The 17,973-nt window shown below is 66.8% G+C and carries 20 protein-coding genes; 8 read left to right on the forward strand and 12 right to left on the reverse strand.

Going from position 1 to position 17,973, the window contains the following annotated elements:
• Nucleotides 1-7: 7 nt before the first annotated feature.
• Together AB0L57_RS01780 and AB0L57_RS01785 are read right to left on the reverse strand one after the other, a co-directional pair.
• Nucleotides 8-664, reverse strand: a complete 657-nt coding sequence (locus AB0L57_RS01780) for a helix-turn-helix domain-containing protein (RefSeq protein WP_364955456.1) — start codon at nucleotides 662-664, stop codon at nucleotides 8-10.
• On the reverse strand, nucleotides 648-1,793 hold the full coding sequence (locus tag AB0L57_RS01785) for an acyl-CoA dehydrogenase family protein (protein ID WP_364955459.1): 1,146 nt from the start codon (nucleotides 1,791-1,793) through the stop codon (nucleotides 648-650). Before AB0L57_RS01785 ends, AB0L57_RS01780 begins: the two co-directional genes overlap by 17 nt.
• A 203-nt stretch (nucleotides 1,794-1,996) precedes the next feature.
• Here AB0L57_RS01785 and AB0L57_RS01790 point away from each other — a divergent pair, with 203 nt between their 5' ends.
• Nucleotides 1,997-3,472 carry an SDR family NAD(P)-dependent oxidoreductase gene (locus AB0L57_RS01790; protein WP_364955462.1) on the forward strand — a complete coding sequence of 492 codons (1,476 nt, stop codon included), beginning with the start codon at nucleotides 1,997-1,999 and terminating at the stop codon, nucleotides 3,470-3,472.
• Nucleotides 3,473-4,034: 562 nt separating this feature from the next.
• On the forward strand, nucleotides 4,035-4,448 hold the full coding sequence (locus AB0L57_RS01795; protein WP_364955465.1) for a DUF2784 domain-containing protein: 414 nt from the start codon (nucleotides 4,035-4,037) through the stop codon (nucleotides 4,446-4,448).
• On the opposite strand, the gene AB0L57_RS01800 is transcribed toward AB0L57_RS01795, so the two are convergent.
• Nucleotides 4,402-4,971 carry a TetR/AcrR family transcriptional regulator gene (locus AB0L57_RS01800; RefSeq protein WP_364955467.1) on the reverse strand — a complete coding sequence of 190 codons (570 nt, stop codon included), beginning with the start codon at nucleotides 4,969-4,971 and terminating at the stop codon, nucleotides 4,402-4,404. The two genes, AB0L57_RS01795 and AB0L57_RS01800, sit on opposite strands and share 47 nt — an antisense overlap.
• 87 nt (nucleotides 4,972-5,058) lie before the next feature.
• Between AB0L57_RS01800 and AB0L57_RS01805 the strand changes: the two genes are divergently transcribed.
• The gene (locus AB0L57_RS01805) at nucleotides 5,059-6,315 is read left to right on the forward strand and encodes an FAD-dependent monooxygenase (protein WP_364955469.1); all 1,257 of its coding nucleotides are present in this window, start codon (nucleotides 5,059-5,061) and stop codon (nucleotides 6,313-6,315) included.
• A gap of 1 nt (nucleotide 6,316) precedes the next feature.
• On the opposite strand, the gene AB0L57_RS01810 is transcribed toward AB0L57_RS01805, so the two are convergent.
• From AB0L57_RS01810 to AB0L57_RS01845, 8 genes are all read right to left on the reverse strand, one after another.
• Nucleotides 6,317-6,727 carry a hypothetical protein gene (locus tag AB0L57_RS01810; protein ID WP_364955472.1) on the reverse strand — a complete coding sequence of 137 codons (411 nt, stop codon included), beginning with the start codon at nucleotides 6,725-6,727 and terminating at the stop codon, nucleotides 6,317-6,319.
• Nucleotides 6,728-6,898: 171 nt separating this feature from the next.
• A complete protein-coding gene (locus tag AB0L57_RS01815) occupies nucleotides 6,899-8,080 on the reverse strand; it encodes a damage-control phosphatase ARMT1 family protein (protein WP_364955475.1) in 1,182 nt (393 codons plus the stop codon).
• Between the two features lie 134 nt (nucleotides 8,081-8,214).
• On the reverse strand, nucleotides 8,215-8,478 hold the full coding sequence (locus tag AB0L57_RS01820; RefSeq protein WP_364955478.1) for a ferredoxin: 264 nt from the start codon (nucleotides 8,476-8,478) through the stop codon (nucleotides 8,215-8,217).
• Nucleotides 8,466-9,527, reverse strand: a complete 1,062-nt coding sequence (locus tag AB0L57_RS01825) for an NADH-ubiquinone oxidoreductase-F iron-sulfur binding region domain-containing protein (protein ID WP_364955481.1) — start codon at nucleotides 9,525-9,527, stop codon at nucleotides 8,466-8,468. The genes AB0L57_RS01820 and AB0L57_RS01825 overlap by 13 nt, the downstream gene beginning before the upstream one ends.
• Nucleotides 9,524-10,132 carry a ferric reductase-like transmembrane domain-containing protein gene (locus tag AB0L57_RS01830; RefSeq protein ID WP_364955484.1) on the reverse strand — a complete coding sequence of 203 codons (609 nt, stop codon included), beginning with the start codon at nucleotides 10,130-10,132 and terminating at the stop codon, nucleotides 9,524-9,526. Before AB0L57_RS01830 ends, AB0L57_RS01825 begins: the two co-directional genes overlap by 4 nt.
• Entirely contained in the window at nucleotides 10,087-11,061 is a 975-nt protein-coding gene (locus AB0L57_RS01835) for an FAD:protein FMN transferase (RefSeq protein ID WP_364955487.1), read from the reverse strand. Before AB0L57_RS01835 ends, AB0L57_RS01830 begins: the two co-directional genes overlap by 46 nt.
• Entirely contained in the window at nucleotides 11,058-11,366 is a 309-nt protein-coding gene (locus tag AB0L57_RS01840; protein ID WP_364955490.1) for a hypothetical protein, read from the reverse strand. Before AB0L57_RS01840 ends, AB0L57_RS01835 begins: the two co-directional genes overlap by 4 nt.
• A 27-nt stretch (nucleotides 11,367-11,393) precedes the next feature.
• Entirely contained in the window at nucleotides 11,394-12,611 is a 1,218-nt protein-coding gene (locus AB0L57_RS01845; protein ID WP_364955494.1) for an oxygenase MpaB family protein, read from the reverse strand.
• Nucleotides 12,612-12,750: 139 nt separating this feature from the next.
• Between AB0L57_RS01845 and AB0L57_RS01850 the strand changes: the two genes are divergently transcribed.
• The 4 genes from AB0L57_RS01850 (at nucleotide 12,751) to AB0L57_RS01865 (ending at nucleotide 16,402) form a co-directional block, all read left to right on the forward strand.
• Nucleotides 12,751-13,437, forward strand: a complete 687-nt coding sequence (locus AB0L57_RS01850; RefSeq protein WP_364955497.1) for a TetR/AcrR family transcriptional regulator — start codon at nucleotides 12,751-12,753, stop codon at nucleotides 13,435-13,437.
• Between the two features lie 330 nt (nucleotides 13,438-13,767).
• Nucleotides 13,768-14,289, forward strand: a complete 522-nt coding sequence (locus AB0L57_RS01855) for a gluconokinase (RefSeq protein ID WP_364955500.1) — start codon at nucleotides 13,768-13,770, stop codon at nucleotides 14,287-14,289.
• A gap of 134 nt (nucleotides 14,290-14,423) precedes the next feature.
• Nucleotides 14,424-15,476 (forward strand): nucleoside hydrolase, encoded by a 1,053-nt coding sequence (locus AB0L57_RS01860; RefSeq protein ID WP_364955503.1) that lies wholly within the window; start codon nucleotides 14,424-14,426, stop codon nucleotides 15,474-15,476.
• Nucleotides 15,473-16,402 (forward strand): amidohydrolase family protein, encoded by a 930-nt coding sequence (locus AB0L57_RS01865; RefSeq protein ID WP_364955506.1) that lies wholly within the window; start codon nucleotides 15,473-15,475, stop codon nucleotides 16,400-16,402. Before AB0L57_RS01860 ends, AB0L57_RS01865 begins: the two co-directional genes overlap by 4 nt.
• A gap of 1 nt (nucleotide 16,403) precedes the next feature.
• On the opposite strand, the gene AB0L57_RS01870 is transcribed toward AB0L57_RS01865, so the two are convergent.
• Complete coding sequence (locus tag AB0L57_RS01870; RefSeq protein WP_364955509.1) at nucleotides 16,404-17,039, reverse strand: TetR/AcrR family transcriptional regulator C-terminal domain-containing protein; 636 nt, start codon at nucleotides 17,037-17,039, stop codon at nucleotides 16,404-16,406.
• Between the two features lie 95 nt (nucleotides 17,040-17,134).
• Between AB0L57_RS01870 and AB0L57_RS01875 the strand changes: the two genes are divergently transcribed.
• On the forward strand, nucleotides 17,135-17,971 hold the full coding sequence (locus AB0L57_RS01875; RefSeq protein ID WP_364955512.1) for an alpha/beta hydrolase fold domain-containing protein: 837 nt from the start codon (nucleotides 17,135-17,137) through the stop codon (nucleotides 17,969-17,971).
• The last annotated feature ends 2 nt before the right edge of the window (nucleotides 17,972-17,973 follow it).

Here is a 17,973-nt window from a genome sequence, read left to right on the forward strand (position 1 = left end):
TACCGGCTCAACGCTCGCGCGCAATCCGCGGGAACGTCGTCTCCACCAACGCCATCAGCACATCCGACAACAGATGGTGCACCTGATCACGGTTCAGGGTGCCGCGCGCAATCCACTCCCGCCCAGCGGTTTTCACCAAACCGCTGTACGCGCGCACCAACGCCCGCAACTCCTCGTCACGACCGCCCCCACTCAGGCCCACCATCTGCAGCAACCGATCCGCCGCCACATCATCGGCCTCGTCCAGAATCCGCTGCACCTCCGGATCATCACCGATCCCCTCGTGGCCGGTCACCTTCACCCACGTACTACCCAAGCCACTGATCGTGTCCAACAGCCACGTCACACTGGCATCCACCCGCTCACGCGAATCACCGGTCGGCATCACCATGTGATCGGGCCGCGGCATCGTCACCATCCGCCGCACCACCGCGAGATACAGGTCCCGCTTGTTGCCGAAATAATGATTGATCAGACCGCGCGCCACCCCGGCACGCTGCGCCAGCTCAGCGGTCGACACCGCCGCATACGGACGTTCACCGAACATCTCGATGGCGCACGCCAGAATCTGAGCGCGCCGCTCGTCCGGCTCCAGCCGGCGCCGCCGTGCCGAATCGGCATCGGTGGCCGCCGGCCGGGTCGTGGTATCAGAGTGAGCGGGCAATGAGATCCTTCATCACCTCGTTGGAACCGGCGAGAATGCGTAGCACGCGCGCACCGGTGTACAGCTGGGAAATCGGGTACTCCGTCATGTATCCATAGCCACCGAACAGTTGCAGACAGCGATCCACCACAATACCCAACTGGTCAGTCAGCCAGTATTTCGACATCGCGGCCGTGGGAATATCGAGCTCGCCACGCAGATGCTTCACGATCGCATCATCGAGGAACGTGCGGCTCACCCGCGCGATCGTCGCACACTCGGCCAGCTCGAACTTGGTGTTCTGCATCGCGAACAGCGGCTTGCCGAAAGCCTCACGGCCCTTGGTGTATTCGACGGTCAACTCCACCGCCCGCTCCATCATCGACACCGCCATGATCGCGGTCACCAGCCGCTCCTGCGCGAGCAACTGCATCATCTGATAGAAGCCCTGTCCCTCGGCCTCACCCAGCAGATTCGACGCCGGCACCCGCAACTCGTCGAAGAACAACTCCGCCGTGTCCTGCGCCTTGCCACCGATCTTGTTCAGGATCCGGCCACGCCGGAAACCGGGCGTCGCGTCGCCCACCTCGGCGAAGATCAACGACACCCCCGCCGCCCCCTTCGTCGGATCCGTCTTGGCCGCGATGATGATCCCGTCGCACAGCCAGCCGTTGGAGATGAAGATCTTCGACCCGGTGATCACATACTCATCACCTTCACGCACCGCACGCGTCTTGATGTTCTGCAGATCCGAACCCGTTCCCGGCTCGGTCATACCGATCGACAGCACCATCTCACCGCTGGCCGCCTTCGGCAGCACCCGCCGCTTGAGCTCCTCGGAACCGAACTCCTTGATGTAGGGCGCGATGATCGACGAGTGCACCGGCATACCCAGTGAACCGTCGCCCGCATACGACTGCGCCTCGATCACCGCCGCCTCGTGCGCGAACGTGCCCCCGCCGCCGCCGTACTCCGACGGGATCGCCGGGCACAACAGACCGAGTTCACCGGCGCGGTTGTACAACTCCCGGTCCGGATGCCCCTGGGCGACGAACTTCTCCTCGTTCGGCAGCACATCCTTCTCGAAGAACGTCTTCGCCAGATCCCGGACGGCCTCGACCTCATCGTCGCTCCACGCGGCGCGCGCCATCGTCACTTCCTTCGTCTCGTACCCACGACCACAACCGATCGTGAGCACCAGCCTGGCGAACTATTGGCGCTATGTCAACAACATCCGCACGCACGGTCCGGCACGCTCAGGAGCACCGAGAACGCGAAACGACCCCGATGCGACAATGGAGCGAACCCACACCCGGACCGCGCAACACTCACGAAGGATCACCCGGCACCACGATGGCTGAGCACACCGCACCCACCACACCCCCGCCCGGCGCCGCCATCGATCCCGACGAACTCGCCGCCTGCCTGCGCGTGCTCGACCAAGCCGCCGCACTCGCCGACGACCATCCCGATTCCCTCGCGGTACAGCGCGCGGTCGGCCACATGTTCAAGAAGTTCAAGAAGCGACGCCGCATGGCCTCCCGCGAAGAGGTCGCCACGGCCGATCGCGCCGTCGTCGCCGCCACCGCCACCGGCTCCCCCCATCGCATCGACGACGAGACCGCCGGAATCCCGCTGTCCACCAACACCATCGGCGAAGCCGCCGGCACCCTGCGCCGCGCGCGCCCCTGCTACATCTGCAAACAGCGCTACACCCACGTGGACCACTTCTACCACCAGCTCTGCCCCGACTGCGCCACCCGCAGCCACGCCAAACGCGACGCCCGCACCGACCTGTCCGGCCGCCGCGCCCTGCTCACCGGTGGCCGCGCCAAGATCGGCATGTACATCGCCCTGCGGCTGCTGCGCGACGGCGCCCACACCACCGTGACCACGCGATTCCCCAACGATGCGATCCGCCGCTTCACCGCCCAGCCCGACAGCGCACAGTGGCTGCACCGGCTCCGCATCGTCGGCATCGACCTGCGAGACCCCGCCCAGGTTGTTGCGCTGGCCGACGATGTGGCTTCCCAGGGACCGCTCGACATCATCATCAACAACGCCGCGCAGACAGTCCGTCGTTCCGCCGGTTCCTATGCCGCTCTGATCGAGGCCGAATCCGCTCCCCTGCCGGCAGGCGAACTCCCCGACACCATCAGCTTCGGAACGACCACCCAAGCCCATCCCAACGCATTGACCGCATCACTCGAGACCGCGCCGATCCCGGCCGTGATGTCGGCCGCCGACATCACCGACCTCGCCCTGGTCGCCGGATCCGCCACCCCGGAACGAATTTCACAGGGCATCGCGATCGATGCCGGGGGCCTGGTCCCCGACCTCGCCCACACCAACAGCTGGGTCCAGACCGTCGCCGAGGTCGACGCCACCGAACTCCTCGAAGTGCAGCTGTGCAACTCCACCGCGCCCTTCATCCTGATTTCCCGGCTGCGCCCCGCCCTCGCGGCTTCCCCGGCCCGCCGCAAGTACGTCGTCAACGTCTCCGCCATGGAGGGCGTCTTCGCCCGCGGCTACAAGGGCCCCGGCCATCCGCACACCAATATGGCCAAGGCGGCACTCAATATGCTCACCCGCACCAGCGCCCGGGAAATGTTCGAAACCGACGGCATCCTCATGACCGCCGTCGACACCGGCTGGATCACCGACGAACGCCCCCACTTCATGAAGATCCGCCTCGCCGAAGAAGGTTTCCACGCTCCCCTGGACCTCGTCGACGGCGCCGCCCGCGTCTACGACCCGATCGTCCGTGGCGAAACCGGCACCGACCTCTTCGGATGCTTCCTCAAGGACTACGAACCCGCCAACTGGTGATCACCCGCCTCTCTGGGCTGTTTTTGTAGTTGTGCTTGTGTCGTGTACCGCGACACTCAAGGTGACGCACATGCATAGATACGCATATCGACGTACCAATATTGAATATCCGTATCGAGACGCCTCTCGAGGTTCTACTCTTCTTGTTGCCCACGCCTTCTCCGCAGAGCGAACGCGCTCGCCTTCGCTTCATGTGCGTCCGCCCCGATGTTCCACTCCCCCACCCCAGGGGATGCGGGGCCCAGACCACGGAAGGGTCACGCAGTGGATGTCGTTGTCGGCGCCCCGGCGGCGTAGCTTTCCTCAGCGTGTCACTTCACGGCGCACTTCTTCTGGCCACCGGTCACTGCGACCGCGGATTCCGGCCGCTCATCCCCCGCTCTCGCACGAGGGGACATGCTGACACTTCAATAAGTAGATGCGCATATTTCAATATAGGTATTAGAAGGGCGTGCAGGCCCCGGAAACGGGTGTGAGACATTGCCGTTCATCAGTCCGGACACTGTCCGAGTAGCGGCGAAATTCCGCGCATCGGAGGGACAGCCGACCTAATCTTGAAGATGTGCTGTACCGGATGCTGGCAGACGCCACCGCGGGCGTGCATTTCCTGTTCGTCGCCTACCTCGTCGTAGGAGGCTTCCTCGCGTGGCGGTGGCGGTGGACCATCTGGACCCACATCGCGGCCGTGGCCTGGGGTTTCAGCACCGTGCTGTTCGGTTTCGCCTGTCCGCTGACCTACCTCGAGAACTGGTCACGGGTGCGGGGCGGGCAGGCCCTGCTCCCCTCGTCCGGGTTCATCGACCACTACATCACCGGAGTGTTGTATCCGCGCAGCGCATTGGATGCGGTGCGCGTTCTGGTGATCGTGGTCGTCGCCGTCTCGTGGATCGGATTCGCTCAGCTGCGGCGGCGACACCCACCCGCCGCCATCACCGGCCCATCGCCCGCACAGCGCGGACCACATCCGCACCCGTGAGCTGCTCCCCGGCCGGTGCGACCAGCCATTGCAGCGCGATGCCCTGAAACAGAGCGAAGTACACTTTCGCCACCGCATGAGCATCGTCTTCCGACAGCTCCGGATGAACCTCGCGCAGCGGACCCGACAGGGCGGCGTAGACCTCTGCGGTGGCCTCGGACATGAATGCCTGGGATTCCGTGGAGCGCGCGGTCCCGACCCCGCTCTCGAAGCTCAGGGTGAGCTCGTCCTGGTGACTCTGGATCACATCGACCATGCCGTTCCAGGTGGCTTCGAGCGATTGCGCCAGCGACCGGCCCTCGCCTGCGTCCAGGATTGCCCGTCGCATTCCCTCGCCGATTTCGTTGCCGGTTGCTTCCGCGATCGCCTCCGCCACCAATCGGTCCTTGGTACCGAAGTGATAGCCGATGGCCGCCAGGCTGACCCCCGCGGCGCCGGCGATATCGCGCGCGGTCACCTTGGCCAGCCCTCGCTCCAGAATCGCCTGCCGCGCCCCCGCGAGTAGATCCTCTCGATTACCCATAAGCCCAGGCTACAACGTCTTAGACATTTGTACTAGACAAGCGTGCCAAGTCTGTGGCACATTTGTCTCAGACATTAGAACCAAACGATGGGAATCGCGGTCATGAACAACCCCTCCAGCCGTCTGAACGTCCTCGTGTCGGGCGGCGGTATCGCCGGTAATGCCGTTGCGCTGCAATTGCTTCGAGCAGGCATCCAGGTCACCGTCGTGGAACGGTCGCCCGCACCGCGTCCCGGCGGGCAGGCCGTCGATCTGCGCGGCCCCAGCCGCGAAGCCGCCGAGCGGATGGGACTGATGCCGACGATCGCGCGGTATCAGCTCGAAGAACTGGGCATCTCCTATGTCGACCCCAACGGCCGGACCTACGCGAATCTCACCATGGAGGATTTCGACGGCAAGGGCCCCGTGGCCGAAATCGAGATCACGCGCGGAGATCTCAATCAGGTACTGCTCGATGCCCTGGCCGAGACCGACGACCGCTTGACCTACCGCTACGGCGAATGGGTCGAGGCCCTGGACCAGGACGAGACGTCGGTCGAGGCCGTCTTCGCATCCGGGCACCGCGAACGTTTCGATCTCGTGATCGGCGCCGACGGTGTGCACTCGGCGACGCGGCGGCTGGCATTCGGACCGGAGTCCGACTTCAGCACATTCCTGGGTGGCTACGCGTCGTTCTTCACGATGCCGACTCCCGCCGGCACGAGGCCGGGCTGGTTCGCCCTGCAGCTCATTCCGCATGCCGCTGTCGGACTGCGTCCCGATGGTGATCCAGCCACTGCCAAGGCGATTCTCACATTGCTCGCCGATCCCGATCCGGCCCTTCGCGGTGATGTGGCCGCACAGCAGCGCCTGATCGCCGACAAGGTCGGCGAAAATCCCGGATGGCATGCACCGGCGATTCTCGAGGCCATGGCCGTGGCCGACGACTTCTACTTCGACGAACTCGCGCGCATCGATATGCCGACGCTGGTGGCGGGACGAGTGACCCTCGCAGGCGACGCCGGTTACTGCGGCTCACCGATGACGGGTATGGGCACCGCGATGGCGATCGTGGGGGCCTACGTACTGGCGGGTGAGATCGCATCCGATCCGGGCGATATCCCGGCGGCGCTGCGACGTTACGAGGACACGATCACCCCGTTCCTCGACAAGGCCAAGACCCTGCCGGGCGGTGGCATCGGATCCATGTTGTCCGGCAATCGATTCGGCACCGCGGTCCGGCGCACGGCGAACCGGATCATGATGGCGCGGGTCATGCGGCCGGTGGTCGCGAAATTGTTCTTCGGCACCACCGACGACTACGAACTCCCCGACTATCCGGCACTGTCCGCAGCGCCGAACTAGCTCAGAGGTCGGCGGTCGCCCCCGGTGCGCGTCCCTCGGCCACGCGCATCTTGCCCGCCATATCCGACAGCAACCCCACCGATGGCGACGACAGTCCCGCGGCGGCCACGAGCAGCCGCCGCACCCCGGGGTCGGCGAACCTCGCCACGACCACCTCGTCCTCGGGCACCGGATCGGACCCGCCCGCGGCGTTGAACCGTGCCGGCTCCACCGCCAGCACCCGTGCGACGGTTTCCACCAATGCCGGAGAAGGGTTCTCGCGGTTACCGGAGCGAAGTTGCGACAGGTAGGTCGCCGAGACGGGATGCCCGGCCTGCGTGACTTGAAAAGCCAATGTACGGTTGGACATCCGGGTGCCGTGCGCCTGCTCCCACTGCGAGACGACTTCGTTGAATCGATCCGCGAATCTCACCGGTACCACACCCCCAGGCCGCGGCGAGATATCCGCGCACGGGTCCACAACGAGCAACTGACGTGTCAAAGCTACTCTGCGACGGTCCGATTCGCCCACCGACAGGCCGAAAAGACGCGCCGACGGCAGACACGCGCAGACATGGCGCGCCGTCGCGGCTGCGCCGACCCGTCACCCGACGCGCGGCGCGGTGTCGGCTTGGACGAGGGCATGTTCACCACTGGTACGCCACCGCGGATCGCCCGCGTCGAGCTCGGCGACCTGCGCGGCGGTGAGTCCGACGACGACATCGGATTTCAGTGTTCGCAATGCGATCACCGGTGACGGGAAATGCGCGGTCGTCCGGTCGAACGGGGTCGTCGGCGACCAGTGCAGATCTCCGACCAGCCTGCGGTAGTTCAGGTCCCCTTTGAGCACGGTGAGAGTGGCGGTGGCGAGGTCCGCACCGAGATCGGCGGGCATTTGCGCGAATGACATAGGGGCGCAGAAGAAGTCGTGGGTTCGGATGGCGAGGCGGCCGGAGCCCATCAGCTGATGCAGGCGTCCGCCCAGCAGCGCCGCTGCCGAGTGCGGCGAGGATCGCAGAAATCCGATGGTGGCGACCACATCGGTCATGGTGGCATCGGATACGTAGTAGGGACAGGGCTTGACCCAGACCACGACCTGTTCGGCCAGGCCGCTGGTCAGCAGATGGTCCACGAGCGCCAGGTCCGGGACGAGTTCACCGGCCGCGTTGTCGGCGATCAGGGCGACGGTCGGATCGGTGGCACCGTCGAGGGTCGACCACAGCGCGGTGCCGTCGTCGACGAGCAGCCGATTCGAGCCGGTGGCCTCCGTCGACGCGGTGAGCCGGAATCCGAGATCCGCTCGGTTTCCCCACAGTGCGGAATCCAGCAGAACTTCGCGTCGGCGCTGTTCGGGCAGGTCGATGCGGGCCGACAGCGCGACAAGCTGATCGTCGACCGCGGCACCGGTGAGCTCGGCGGCCTTGAAGGAGGCGAACGGGTCGACCCCGCGCCAGGCTCCGGACGCGAAGTAGCCGGTTGCCTCCAGCAGTTTCCGATAGAAGAAGCTCTCCGCCCACAGAAATGGCGCCTCGCCCCACGGTGTGCCGTACAGGCCGGCCCCCCATCGTCGCCAGCGTTCGTAATCACCCGCGGTTTCGGGCAGGGGTTCGAGAACGCCGCTGATGCTCTCGGCGAGCAGCCGCCGGATCGCGGTCCGCTCGGCGGGTCCGAACGGCAGCGCGTCCAGGAGCCGCTCCACCAGTTTCGGATGCCGTTCGGTGAACACGCCGTGCGCGAACGAACCCGGCGCATCGCTGAGAATCGGTGCCGGCGTCGCTGCTGTCACTGTGCTGCTCCCTCGTTCGGCCCGGAATGTGCCCCGCCCATCATGCCCGGCGGGCCGCGGTGACCGGCGCACCCCTGGGCGATCCGTAGCAGAGCGATCTTGCCTGTGGCTACCGGCGCCGTGCGGCGGAACAGCTAATCATGAGTCCGACGGGTCGGCGCGGCGGCCGGCTCGATCCACCGGAGAGCTCGGACGGGACAGAGTTTGACGGCTTCGGCGGCCAGAGACCGATCCGGCGTGGCATCGAGCACGATCGGGTAGCCCCATTCGTCGAGATCGAATGCGGTGGTGAGGATGTGCGCACAGATACCGTGCCCGGTGCACGCGGTCCGGTCGATCGCGAGCATGCTCGACGCCGAAGGCGCCGACACGCCGAGAAGACGGTTCACCGGTGACATGGATCCTCCTCGACCGGCGGCAGGAAAGTCCGCAGTGCCGAGCCGACGAATCCGGCGACGCCGTCGGGATATCGGCAGGCTCCCCGACCGGTGACCAGTCCCAGTCTGCGCGTGAGGGTTCCGGTGGATTGGGCGGTCGGGCCCGCACGCAGGACAGTGGTCAGATCTCCGAGCACGGCCGGTAATCCGAACATGCACGGACCGCATTGGCCTGCGGACTCCCCCACCGCGTAGATCAGCGCACGCAATACGCGCGGCCAGGGATCGGCCGCTTCGGCGAGGATGTGCACGGTCCCCGCTCCGGGCCCGATTCCGTAGGGTCCCAACCCCGCTCGCGACCAGCGGATCCGCGAGAGATCATCGGCGGCGACGAAGCCGCCGCTGAGTCCGCTGAGCCATATCGCCCGCGCGGATCCGGTGAGTCCGCCGCCGCAATCGAGAATCTCACGCAGCATCAGGCCTGCCTCCGCGGAGTAGACGCCGGGCACCGCGACGCCGTCGACGAGTGTCACCAGCCGCGGGCCCGGTTCGTCGGCGGTGCCGAAGGAACGGAACCAGCGCGGCCCGTGCTCGACGATCTGCTGTACGCGCCAGACTGTTTCGGCGTTGAGTACGAGAGTGGGCGCAAGCCGCCGAGCGCTACCACCGACCCGGCCACCGGCGGTGATCGGCTCGAACCGCATGACGGGCCGGGCCGGGCCGCCGTGCGCCAGCCGGGTCAGCGCCGATTCCTCCGAGGACACATACCGATGCGGTACCGCGAGAGTGTCGACACCGGCCGCCCGCAGCGTCTCCCAGGTACCGGAACCGCGGTGCGCGGCGAACCGGATTCGCCGGGCGGTGAGCAGGCCCGCCCCCTCGAGAACCTCGGACAGGTGGTGGGCGATCACCCAGCCGTCCTTGCGCGCGTCGAGTTCGCCGTCGCAGGCATTGACGATCAACTCGGCGTTGTGCCGCTGGGCCAGTTCGAGTTTGGTGCCCGTCGGGAAGTCGGCACCGCCCCGGCCGGTCAGCCCGGCCGCCCGCAGCAGGCGCGCCAGAGCGCTCATGTCCACTCCCCGGACGAGAGGTCGGCACGGCGGCGCGCGTCAGCTGGGCGGCTCAGCCACCGCCAGATGGCGCCCGAGGCCATCGCGATCGCGCAGCCGAGCGTCACCGCCGACAGGATCGGCTGCTTCGTGGTCGCCATCATCAGACCGTGGATCACCGCGATCGGCGCCAGAACGTAGGTCGCCCCATGCACCACCCGCCACACCCGCGCCGGCAGCCGGTGGCGCAGCAGCGATGTGAGTACCACCGCGACGAGAAGGTCGAACGCGATCGTGCCCAGACCGACCCACCGGCGGTGATAGTCAGCGGTGAAGGGGGCGACCGCCGAGATCGCGCCGATCGGCACATAGGAGTCGATGACGGCGGTGGTGACGTGGGCGGCCAGGAATACCGCGATTCCCAGCCCGAGCGTGCGATGCAGCCCCATCGCGACGGTCGGGGAGCTGTCGTGCGGACGCGAGCCTGATGCGGTGAACAGGCCCAACAGCACCACCACCGTCAGCAACACCATGGTCACGACTCCGCAAGCCCGCGAGGCGTACCACAACCAGGGGTTGCTCACGATGCCCGCCGGTGTCTGGGCGCGGGGGCGGTGTTCGGCCATCGCGGGGTTGTCGTCACGTGATGGTCAGCGGTCGTCAAGCGGGCCGGGACGCCGCGCGCGGTGAGCCAGGCCGGTGCGCACTCGTCGAGGATGATCGCCGCAGTCGAGGCGGCGTTCGCTTGCACCGCGTCCGGTCCCGCACAGGTGACCTGCGCCCAGCGGGTCCGGGCCGGCTGCCCGGTGCGCGGATCGATGATGTGGTGACGGTGCACGCCGCCATGGACCCAGGTCCGCAGCCGAGTCGAGGACGTGGCGAAGGCGTGATCGGTCGAGTGCACGACCTGGGTGACCACATCGTTCCAGTTCCGGACCCCGATCGCCCAGCCGCCGGGTGGCGGTGGTCCGGCGGCGGCGATGTCACCACCGAGATTGACGAGGAATCCGCCGGACGATCCCGCGCCCAGCTCGGCCGAAATCGTGTCCGCCGCCCAGGCTTTCGCACAAGCACCCAGATCGAGCGCGGTTCCCGCCCGCAGGACGAGCTCGCCCCGGTCCGCGTCGAACACCACCTGCCGGCGCGGTGGTACCCCGATCCGGACCGCGGCGGGCGTGCCCGTACGGGCACGCACCACCTCGATGTCCTCGTCGTAGCCGCAGGCGATGAGCTCCGCTCCCAGGGAGGGGCTGACCAGCCCACCGGTCATCCGCTCGGCGCGCATCGCCGCATCCAAACATGCTGCGAGCGTCCCGTTCACCGCAACCCGCAGCCGCGCACCGGGTGCGGTGCGCAGGAGTTGCGCGCTGCGTGAATTGATCACAGCGAGTTCGGAATCGGGCCGGAACCGCGACACGGCCCGGTCCAACTCCCCCAGCCTGCCCCGCACGAACTCCACCGCGCAGGCGAGTGCACGAGCCTCGGTGCACACCACACCGACCGTGGTACCGATCGCCGCGAACGTGGCCGAGGCAGTGCCCCGCGCCCCGTTCATGACCCGGAGGTGTCGGTATCGGAGTCGGTGTCGGCAGCGCGCAGCGATGTCGTCGGTGACCAGCCCGCCACCGCGACCTCGTCGCCGTCGGCAACCGGCGTCGAATTCCTGCCGTGCGGTAACGGATTCGACACCGTTCGATCCGGCGCGGCCGGTAGCGGCACGAACTGCCCGGTCGTGGCGGGCGCGGAATGCGGCGCCCCGGCCGCCAATTGGGCCGAGATTCCGCCTACCGCACCGGCCGCCGTCACCAGGACACCGGCCGCGATCCACCGGATCCGCTTCAGATTCGGGTTCGTTCCCATCGGGTCTTTCCTTCTACTTCGCCCGAATCACCGGTTGGTCTGCGGGATCTCGATGCTGATCGGCATGCGCAACTCGGCCACGTACCACAGCACGAATTGACGCAGGAACTCATCGAACAGCCACGCGGCGTCCGCCGACGGCGGGATCACGCCCTGCACGCCTTCCTTGACCGCGACGAACGGTCCCCAGCTGAACCGCAGTAGCGGATCCCATACCGGCTCGTGCGCGATCTTCAGCCAGTCGGCGATCCGGTCGCCCAGGATGAACCTGGTGAACGCGCCCAGGATCGGCCCGCTGAGCAAGCTCAGGTCGAGATCGAAGCCGAGTTCCATCAGCTTGTGCGCGAGGTCGATCCCCTCGGCGGTCGGGGCCAGGATCGGATCGAGGACCTGTTTGGCCTGTGAATCGGCCTGCGCCCAGGTCGCCGGAATGTACTCGTCACGAATGCCGAGCAGATGACCGGCCAACTGCCAGCCATGCAGATACCCGTCGGATTCGACCTCGGGAATTCGCACATTCCAGGCATGGAAGGTTCGCATGATCGTGGTTGCCAGACTGTGCCAGGTGACCATGAGATCGTCCTGACTGATCGGTGTGACCTCGTCCGGCCAATGCGGCGACGTCGGCAGCAGATGCCGCACCGACGCGTGAATGATCCGGGTCTTCACGCAGGTCACAATCATCTCGCCACCGGGACCGTAGGCGTTGACCGTGCCGATGTCGTAACCGAATTTCGCGGTCTTCGCGATGCGGTCCTTCAGATGCGAGCCGCCACGCGAGTAATACACCGCCAGCGCCTCGTGCGGGATCACCGTCGACATCATGCCGCTGGCGAAGGCGTACAGCACACCGAGATAGGTGCCGCGCTTCTTGTTGAATTCGAACCCCGCGGCCAGTTTGTTCTGATCGGTCCACGACGGCAGCTGCCGTGCGTATTCCATGAAGTCGCGCAGATTCTTCGGCAACCCCTCGGGAATGGGCTGATCATTCTTGGTCCATGTCGCCAGCAGCCGGTTCACCGCCGGCACATCCGCGTGGTCCATGACATCGGCCAATACCGGGTCGGCTTCGGGATCCCACATCTTCAGCGGATCGGCGCCACCGCCGCTGCCGAGAACCGAACCCGACGGTGACCATGTCCACGGTTCCGCGCGTGCCGTACGCGCTCCCAGCGCCAGCGCCCCGACCGCGCCCACGAGTCCGCTACTGACCCGCAACGCGTCACGTCTGCTGAGTCCATCCATGCTAACGTCCCTCTTCATTGAGTCCGTCAGATACAGAGATACAAAGTCTGTATCCGAGTATCTTGATGAGAACACATCGTGTCCTTGATCACAAGGACTTGGAAAAATTTCGGTGACCGGCCCCGGATGAGAGGAAATTATGAAGCCAGGACCATCGGTGCCCGATCCCGCACCATCCACGGCGTCACTGATCGAACGCGCGTACACCGCGGCCGTCGACAGGTCCGACGACGGCGACGACATCCGCACCAGAGTGCTCGACGCGGCCTGCGAACAATTCGGCGAGCTCGGCGTTCGCCGCTCGACGATGGACGATGTGGCGCAGCGGGCCAACGTCTCCCGCATCACCGTCTACCGTCGCTTCGCGACCAAGGATGTTCTGGTCGAACAGGTCATCCTGCGTGAATACCGGCGCTACTTCGATCAGTTCCTCACCGAGATCGGCCGCGGGCACACTGCCGCCGACCGTGTCGTACTCGGCTTCGTCACCTCGTTGCGAACGATTCGCGGCAACCCGATCATCGGCGGCCTGCTGACCGCGGAACCGGACATGCTCGTGGGCACGATGATCGGCGACCAGGGCCGCACCGTCGCGATGGTGCGGCAGTTCGTCGCGGGCCAGCTGCGGCGCGAACAACGTACCGGAGCGGTCCCGGCCGAGGTAGACACCGAGATGGTGGCCGAATTGATGGTCCGCATCTCGGCGTCGTTCCTGGCCATTCCCAGCGGCGTGGTCGATCTCGACGACGACGAACAACTCGCCGATCTGGCTCGCCGGTATCTGGTTCCGATGCTGACGCCGCCACCGGAGGCCCGAACTCGTTGACTACGAGCAGGTTCCGCGAGTACGCGGGCCGGCCGCGAGCGGCCGATCCGGGCGCCGGGCGGTCAGCTGCCGAATCCGGCGGAGCCCATGTCGATCTGGTAGAGGAAATTCTGAATCAGTACCCATGGGTTCATCGTTGATCCCTTTCGCCGGTGTCGATCACCCGCGGCCCGGAGCTCTTCCGGCCGCGGCGGGGTTCTCACCGGTCCGGACGGTGCGGATGCGACCGGCCAGCGGCACGCGCCAACCGAAAACAGCGAGAATAACAATTAACATACAGCGCGGAGGGCAGCGATGCACATCAAATCCGGAAAGAATGACTAGAAACTTATGAGCGCCGGAGAAGTCCCTGGCACCAGGCCCGGCGTCGTCGTGGTGATGGGCGTCTCGGGGTCGGGCAAGACGGTGACGGCACGGCTGCTCGCCGACCGGCTCGGCGTGGCATATGCCGACGCCGACGACATGCACCCGCCCGCGAATATCGCCAAGATGTCGGCCGGGGTGCCACTGGACGACGGTGATCGCGAGCCGTGGCTGGCCACCGTCGGTACGTGGTTGCGCGACCACGACACCGAGGGCGGCGTCATCGCCTGCTCGGCTCTCGCGCGCCGCTATCGCGACCGATTGCGCACGGCCGCACCGGAACTGTTCTTCCTGCTCCTCACAGCCGACCGCGCCGTCCTGCTCGATCGGCTCGCCCGGCGCGAGCACCATTTCATGCCGGCGGCGCTGCTCGATTCGCAGCTCGGCACCCTCGAACCGCTCGCGCCGGAGGAACGCGGCGCCATTGTCCGCACCGATCGGCCGCCGGACGCCGTCGTCGAGCGGGCCGCACAGTTCCTGGGGCGATGACCACGGCCTCGGTGTGCCTCTCGGTACGGACCGATCGGGGCACCTCGATCGTCCCGGAGAATCGAACAGGCCGGCCGAGTGATCGGGACCGGGGCGGGCGGATCGTGCGGCCCACCGGTGGATAGTCTCGTCCCGTGCGCCAGAAGATCATGGTCGACGTCGACACCGGGATCGACGATGCGCTGGCACTGCTGTATCTGCTGGCGGATCCGCGGGCCGACATCGCCGCCATCGCCTCGACCGCGGGGAACGTCCCCGTCGAACAAGTCGCTGCCAACAATCTGGCACTGCTGGATCTGTGCCGGGCTCCCGAAATCGAGGTCGCGCTCGGCGCCGCGCAACCATTGGCGATCCCGCTGCGCACCACCGAGGACACCCACGGGCCGCAGGGAATCGGTTACGCCGAATTGCCGGTCTCCGCACGCCCGCTGTCGCCGCGTTCGGCCGCGCAGGTGTGGGTCGACGTCGCGCGGTCGGCGCCGGGTACGGTCCTGGGGCTGTGCACCGGGCCACTGACCAACCTGGCGCTCGCGCTGGAGCTGGAACCCGCACTGCCGCAACTGCTCCGGCGGTTGGTCATCATGGGCGGCGCGTTCCAGCATCCGGGCAACACCACGCCGGCCAGCGAATGGAACGTGCACGTGGACCCGGAGGCCGCGAAGGTGGTCTTCGACGCGTTCTCCGCGGCACCCCCGGACCGCCGCCCGATCGTGTGCGCGCTCGATATCACCGAGACCATCGAGATGGTGCCCGACCACTTGCGGCGGATCGCCGAATACGCTTGTACCGAACCCGATACGATTCCCGATCCCGGCGATCCGCTCGGTATGCGGTCGGCCGCCACCAACCCGATCGTGCGGTTTCTCATCGACGCCGTCCGGTTCTATTTCGAATTCCATCGGCAGTACGGACAGGGCTATCTGGCCCATATGCACGATCCGTTCGCCGCGGCCGTGGCGCTGGATCCGGCAGTGGCGGTGCTGCGACCGGCGACCGTCGATGTCGAGCTCGCGGGCACCATCACTCGAGCGACGACCGTGGCCGATTGGGCCGGCATGTGGGGGCGTGAGCCCAATGCCGATATCGCCGTCCGGACGGATCCGGCGGCGTTCTTCGACCAGATGATCGCGCGTATCGGCGAGTTCGCGGCCACGGTGTATCCGCCCGCGGTTCAGGAGGTTCGGTGAGTGTCGACGACGATGACCTGGCGGCGGTCGCGGATTTCCGGGAACGGCTCGGGCTGGCCGGAATCATCGATGTGCATACGCATTTCATGCCGGATCGCGTGCTGCGCAAGGTGTGGGAGTATTTCGACTCCGCGGGACCGCTGATCGGCCGGCCGTGGCCGATCACCTATCGCGACGACGAGGCCGAACGGATCGCCACGTTGCGCGCGTTCGGGGTGCGCGCGTTCACCTCACTGATATACCCGCACAAACCCGATATGGCCGCGTGGCTCAACGAGTGGGCCGCCGACTTCGCCTCGCACACACCCGACTGCCTGCACACCGCCACCTTCTATCCCGAGCGGGGCGCCGAGAACTATGTGCGCACGGCCGTCGAGTCGGGCGCGCGAATCTTCAAGTCCCACATCCAGGTCGGCGATTACGATCCCGGCGATCCACTACTCACCGAGGTCTGGGGCCTGCTACAGGATGCCGGAATTCCCGTACTGATTCATTGCGGTTCCGGCCCGGCGCGGGGAAAGTTCACCGGACCCGGGCCCATCGCCGGACTGCTGCGCCGTTTTCCGCGGCTGCGGTTGATTGTCGCGCACATGGGCGTGCCCGAATATTCGGAATTCCTCGATATCGCCCAGCACCACGAGGCCGTCCATCTCGACACGACCATGTCGTTCACCGATTTCGTCGAGGAACGAGATCCCTTCCCGCGCGACGAATACCCCCGGCTGGCCGATCTCGGTGACCGAATCCTGTTCGGCAGCGACTTCCCGAACATCCCGTACTCCTATGCCCACGCACTGGAGGCACTCGAACGACTCGATCTCGGCGAGGACTGGCTGCGCGCGGTCTGCCACGACAATGCCGCGCGGTTGTTCGCACTCGACCGAGTCCCCGAACCCGATCCGCGCGGACGAACCTCGCGCCGGTAGATCATCCGTGCGGCCCGTCGGCGCGGCTCCGGATGCCGGCGAGCACGGTGTCGAGCATCCGGTCGAAATCCTCCGAGGCGCCGAAGCCCGCCATCCGGGATGCCAGGCCGGCCAACGTCGGATGCAGCGCCGAGTCGATCTCGGGCACGTTCGGTGCGCCGCCTCCGAGAACCGCCAGCAGATAGCCGTTGAGAAATCCGAACAGGACGGTCGGGGTGTCCGAGACCACCTCGTCGGGTAGCCCGGCCTCGCGCATCGCGGTGACGAGCCGCTCGAGCGCGGACAGGGCCGCCGGCGAGGTCTGCGGCCGGGTGGCCAGCAGCGGAACCACATGCGGATGGCGACAGCCCGCCGCACGGTAGCCGTGCGCCGTGCGGCGCGCGATGTCTTCCCAGCACTCGCCCACCACCCCCGGCTCGGCCGGTATCTCCGCGAGCACGGCCTCCGATACCGCATCCAGCAGAGCCGCTTTGCCTTTGATGTGGTTGTAGATCGACATGGGGTCCACGCCGAGGTCATCGGCGAGCCGCCGCACCCCGAATCGCTCGAGACCGTCGCGATCGACCAGCGCCACGGCGGCGGCCGCGATCCGCTCCCGGCTCAGCCCCGCCGATGTCCCCTGTGCCCGCCTGACCACCCGTGCTCCCTTCCCTTGCGAAACCTACACCGTAGGCTATACCGTCCATTCGAAACCTACGTCGTAGGTATAAAGCGGAACGACAGGAAGCACGGATGTACGAGACCACCGCACAGCGGCCGCCGGAGCCGGATTGGACGACCGTCACCGACGAGGAACTGATCACCTATCGCGAGGCGGAGAACCGTTTTCGCGCCTCGCCGGGCGCGCGGGCGATCATCGGATTTCCCGATCCGGGCGCCACCATCGAATGGGAGCACATCGCACTGCCGGGCCGCGACCTCCCGGTCCGGGTGTATCGCCCCTCGACCGGGTCCACGGATCTGCCCGTGGTACTGCATGTGCACGGCGGCGGGTTCGTCGGCACGGCGGCGCAGTGCGACTGGGCCAACAGCTATCTCGCCGCGCACCTGCCCGCAGTGGTCGTGTCGGTCGAACACCGTCTGCTGGACTCTCGAACGCCGCTGCCGGCCGCCGTGGCAGACGGGTGGGATGCACTCGGCCACATACTGGGCAATACCACCGGATGGGGCCTGGACCCCACCCGAATCGCCCTCCTCGGCGAAAGTTGCGGTGCGCTGATCAGCGCACTCATCGCCATCCGGGCACGGGAGGCGGGACTGCGCCTGCGGGCACAGGTGCTGGTGAACCCCGCTGTCGATGTCACCGGGACGATGCTCGACTACCCGTCGATCACCGCGCAGGCGCAGACCTCGGGGCTCGTACACACCCGGTTCGATACCGAATTTCCGCTGTTCCGGCGCTTGGCCGCACCACCGGGCACCGATCCGCGCGCGGTATCTCCGCTGTATGCCGATGTTCTCGCAGACTTGGCCCCCGCGTTGGTACTGGTGCCCACCGAGGTCCGGTCGCCGATCATGGCAGGCGCTATGTCGAGCGGCTCGGTGCCGCGGGCACGCCGGTCCGGATGATC

Origin of the sequence: Nocardia sp. NPDC052254 (genome assembly GCF_040679495.1) — a bacterium.
Taxonomy (GTDB): domain Bacteria; phylum Actinomycetota; class Actinomycetes; order Mycobacteriales; family Mycobacteriaceae; genus Nocardia.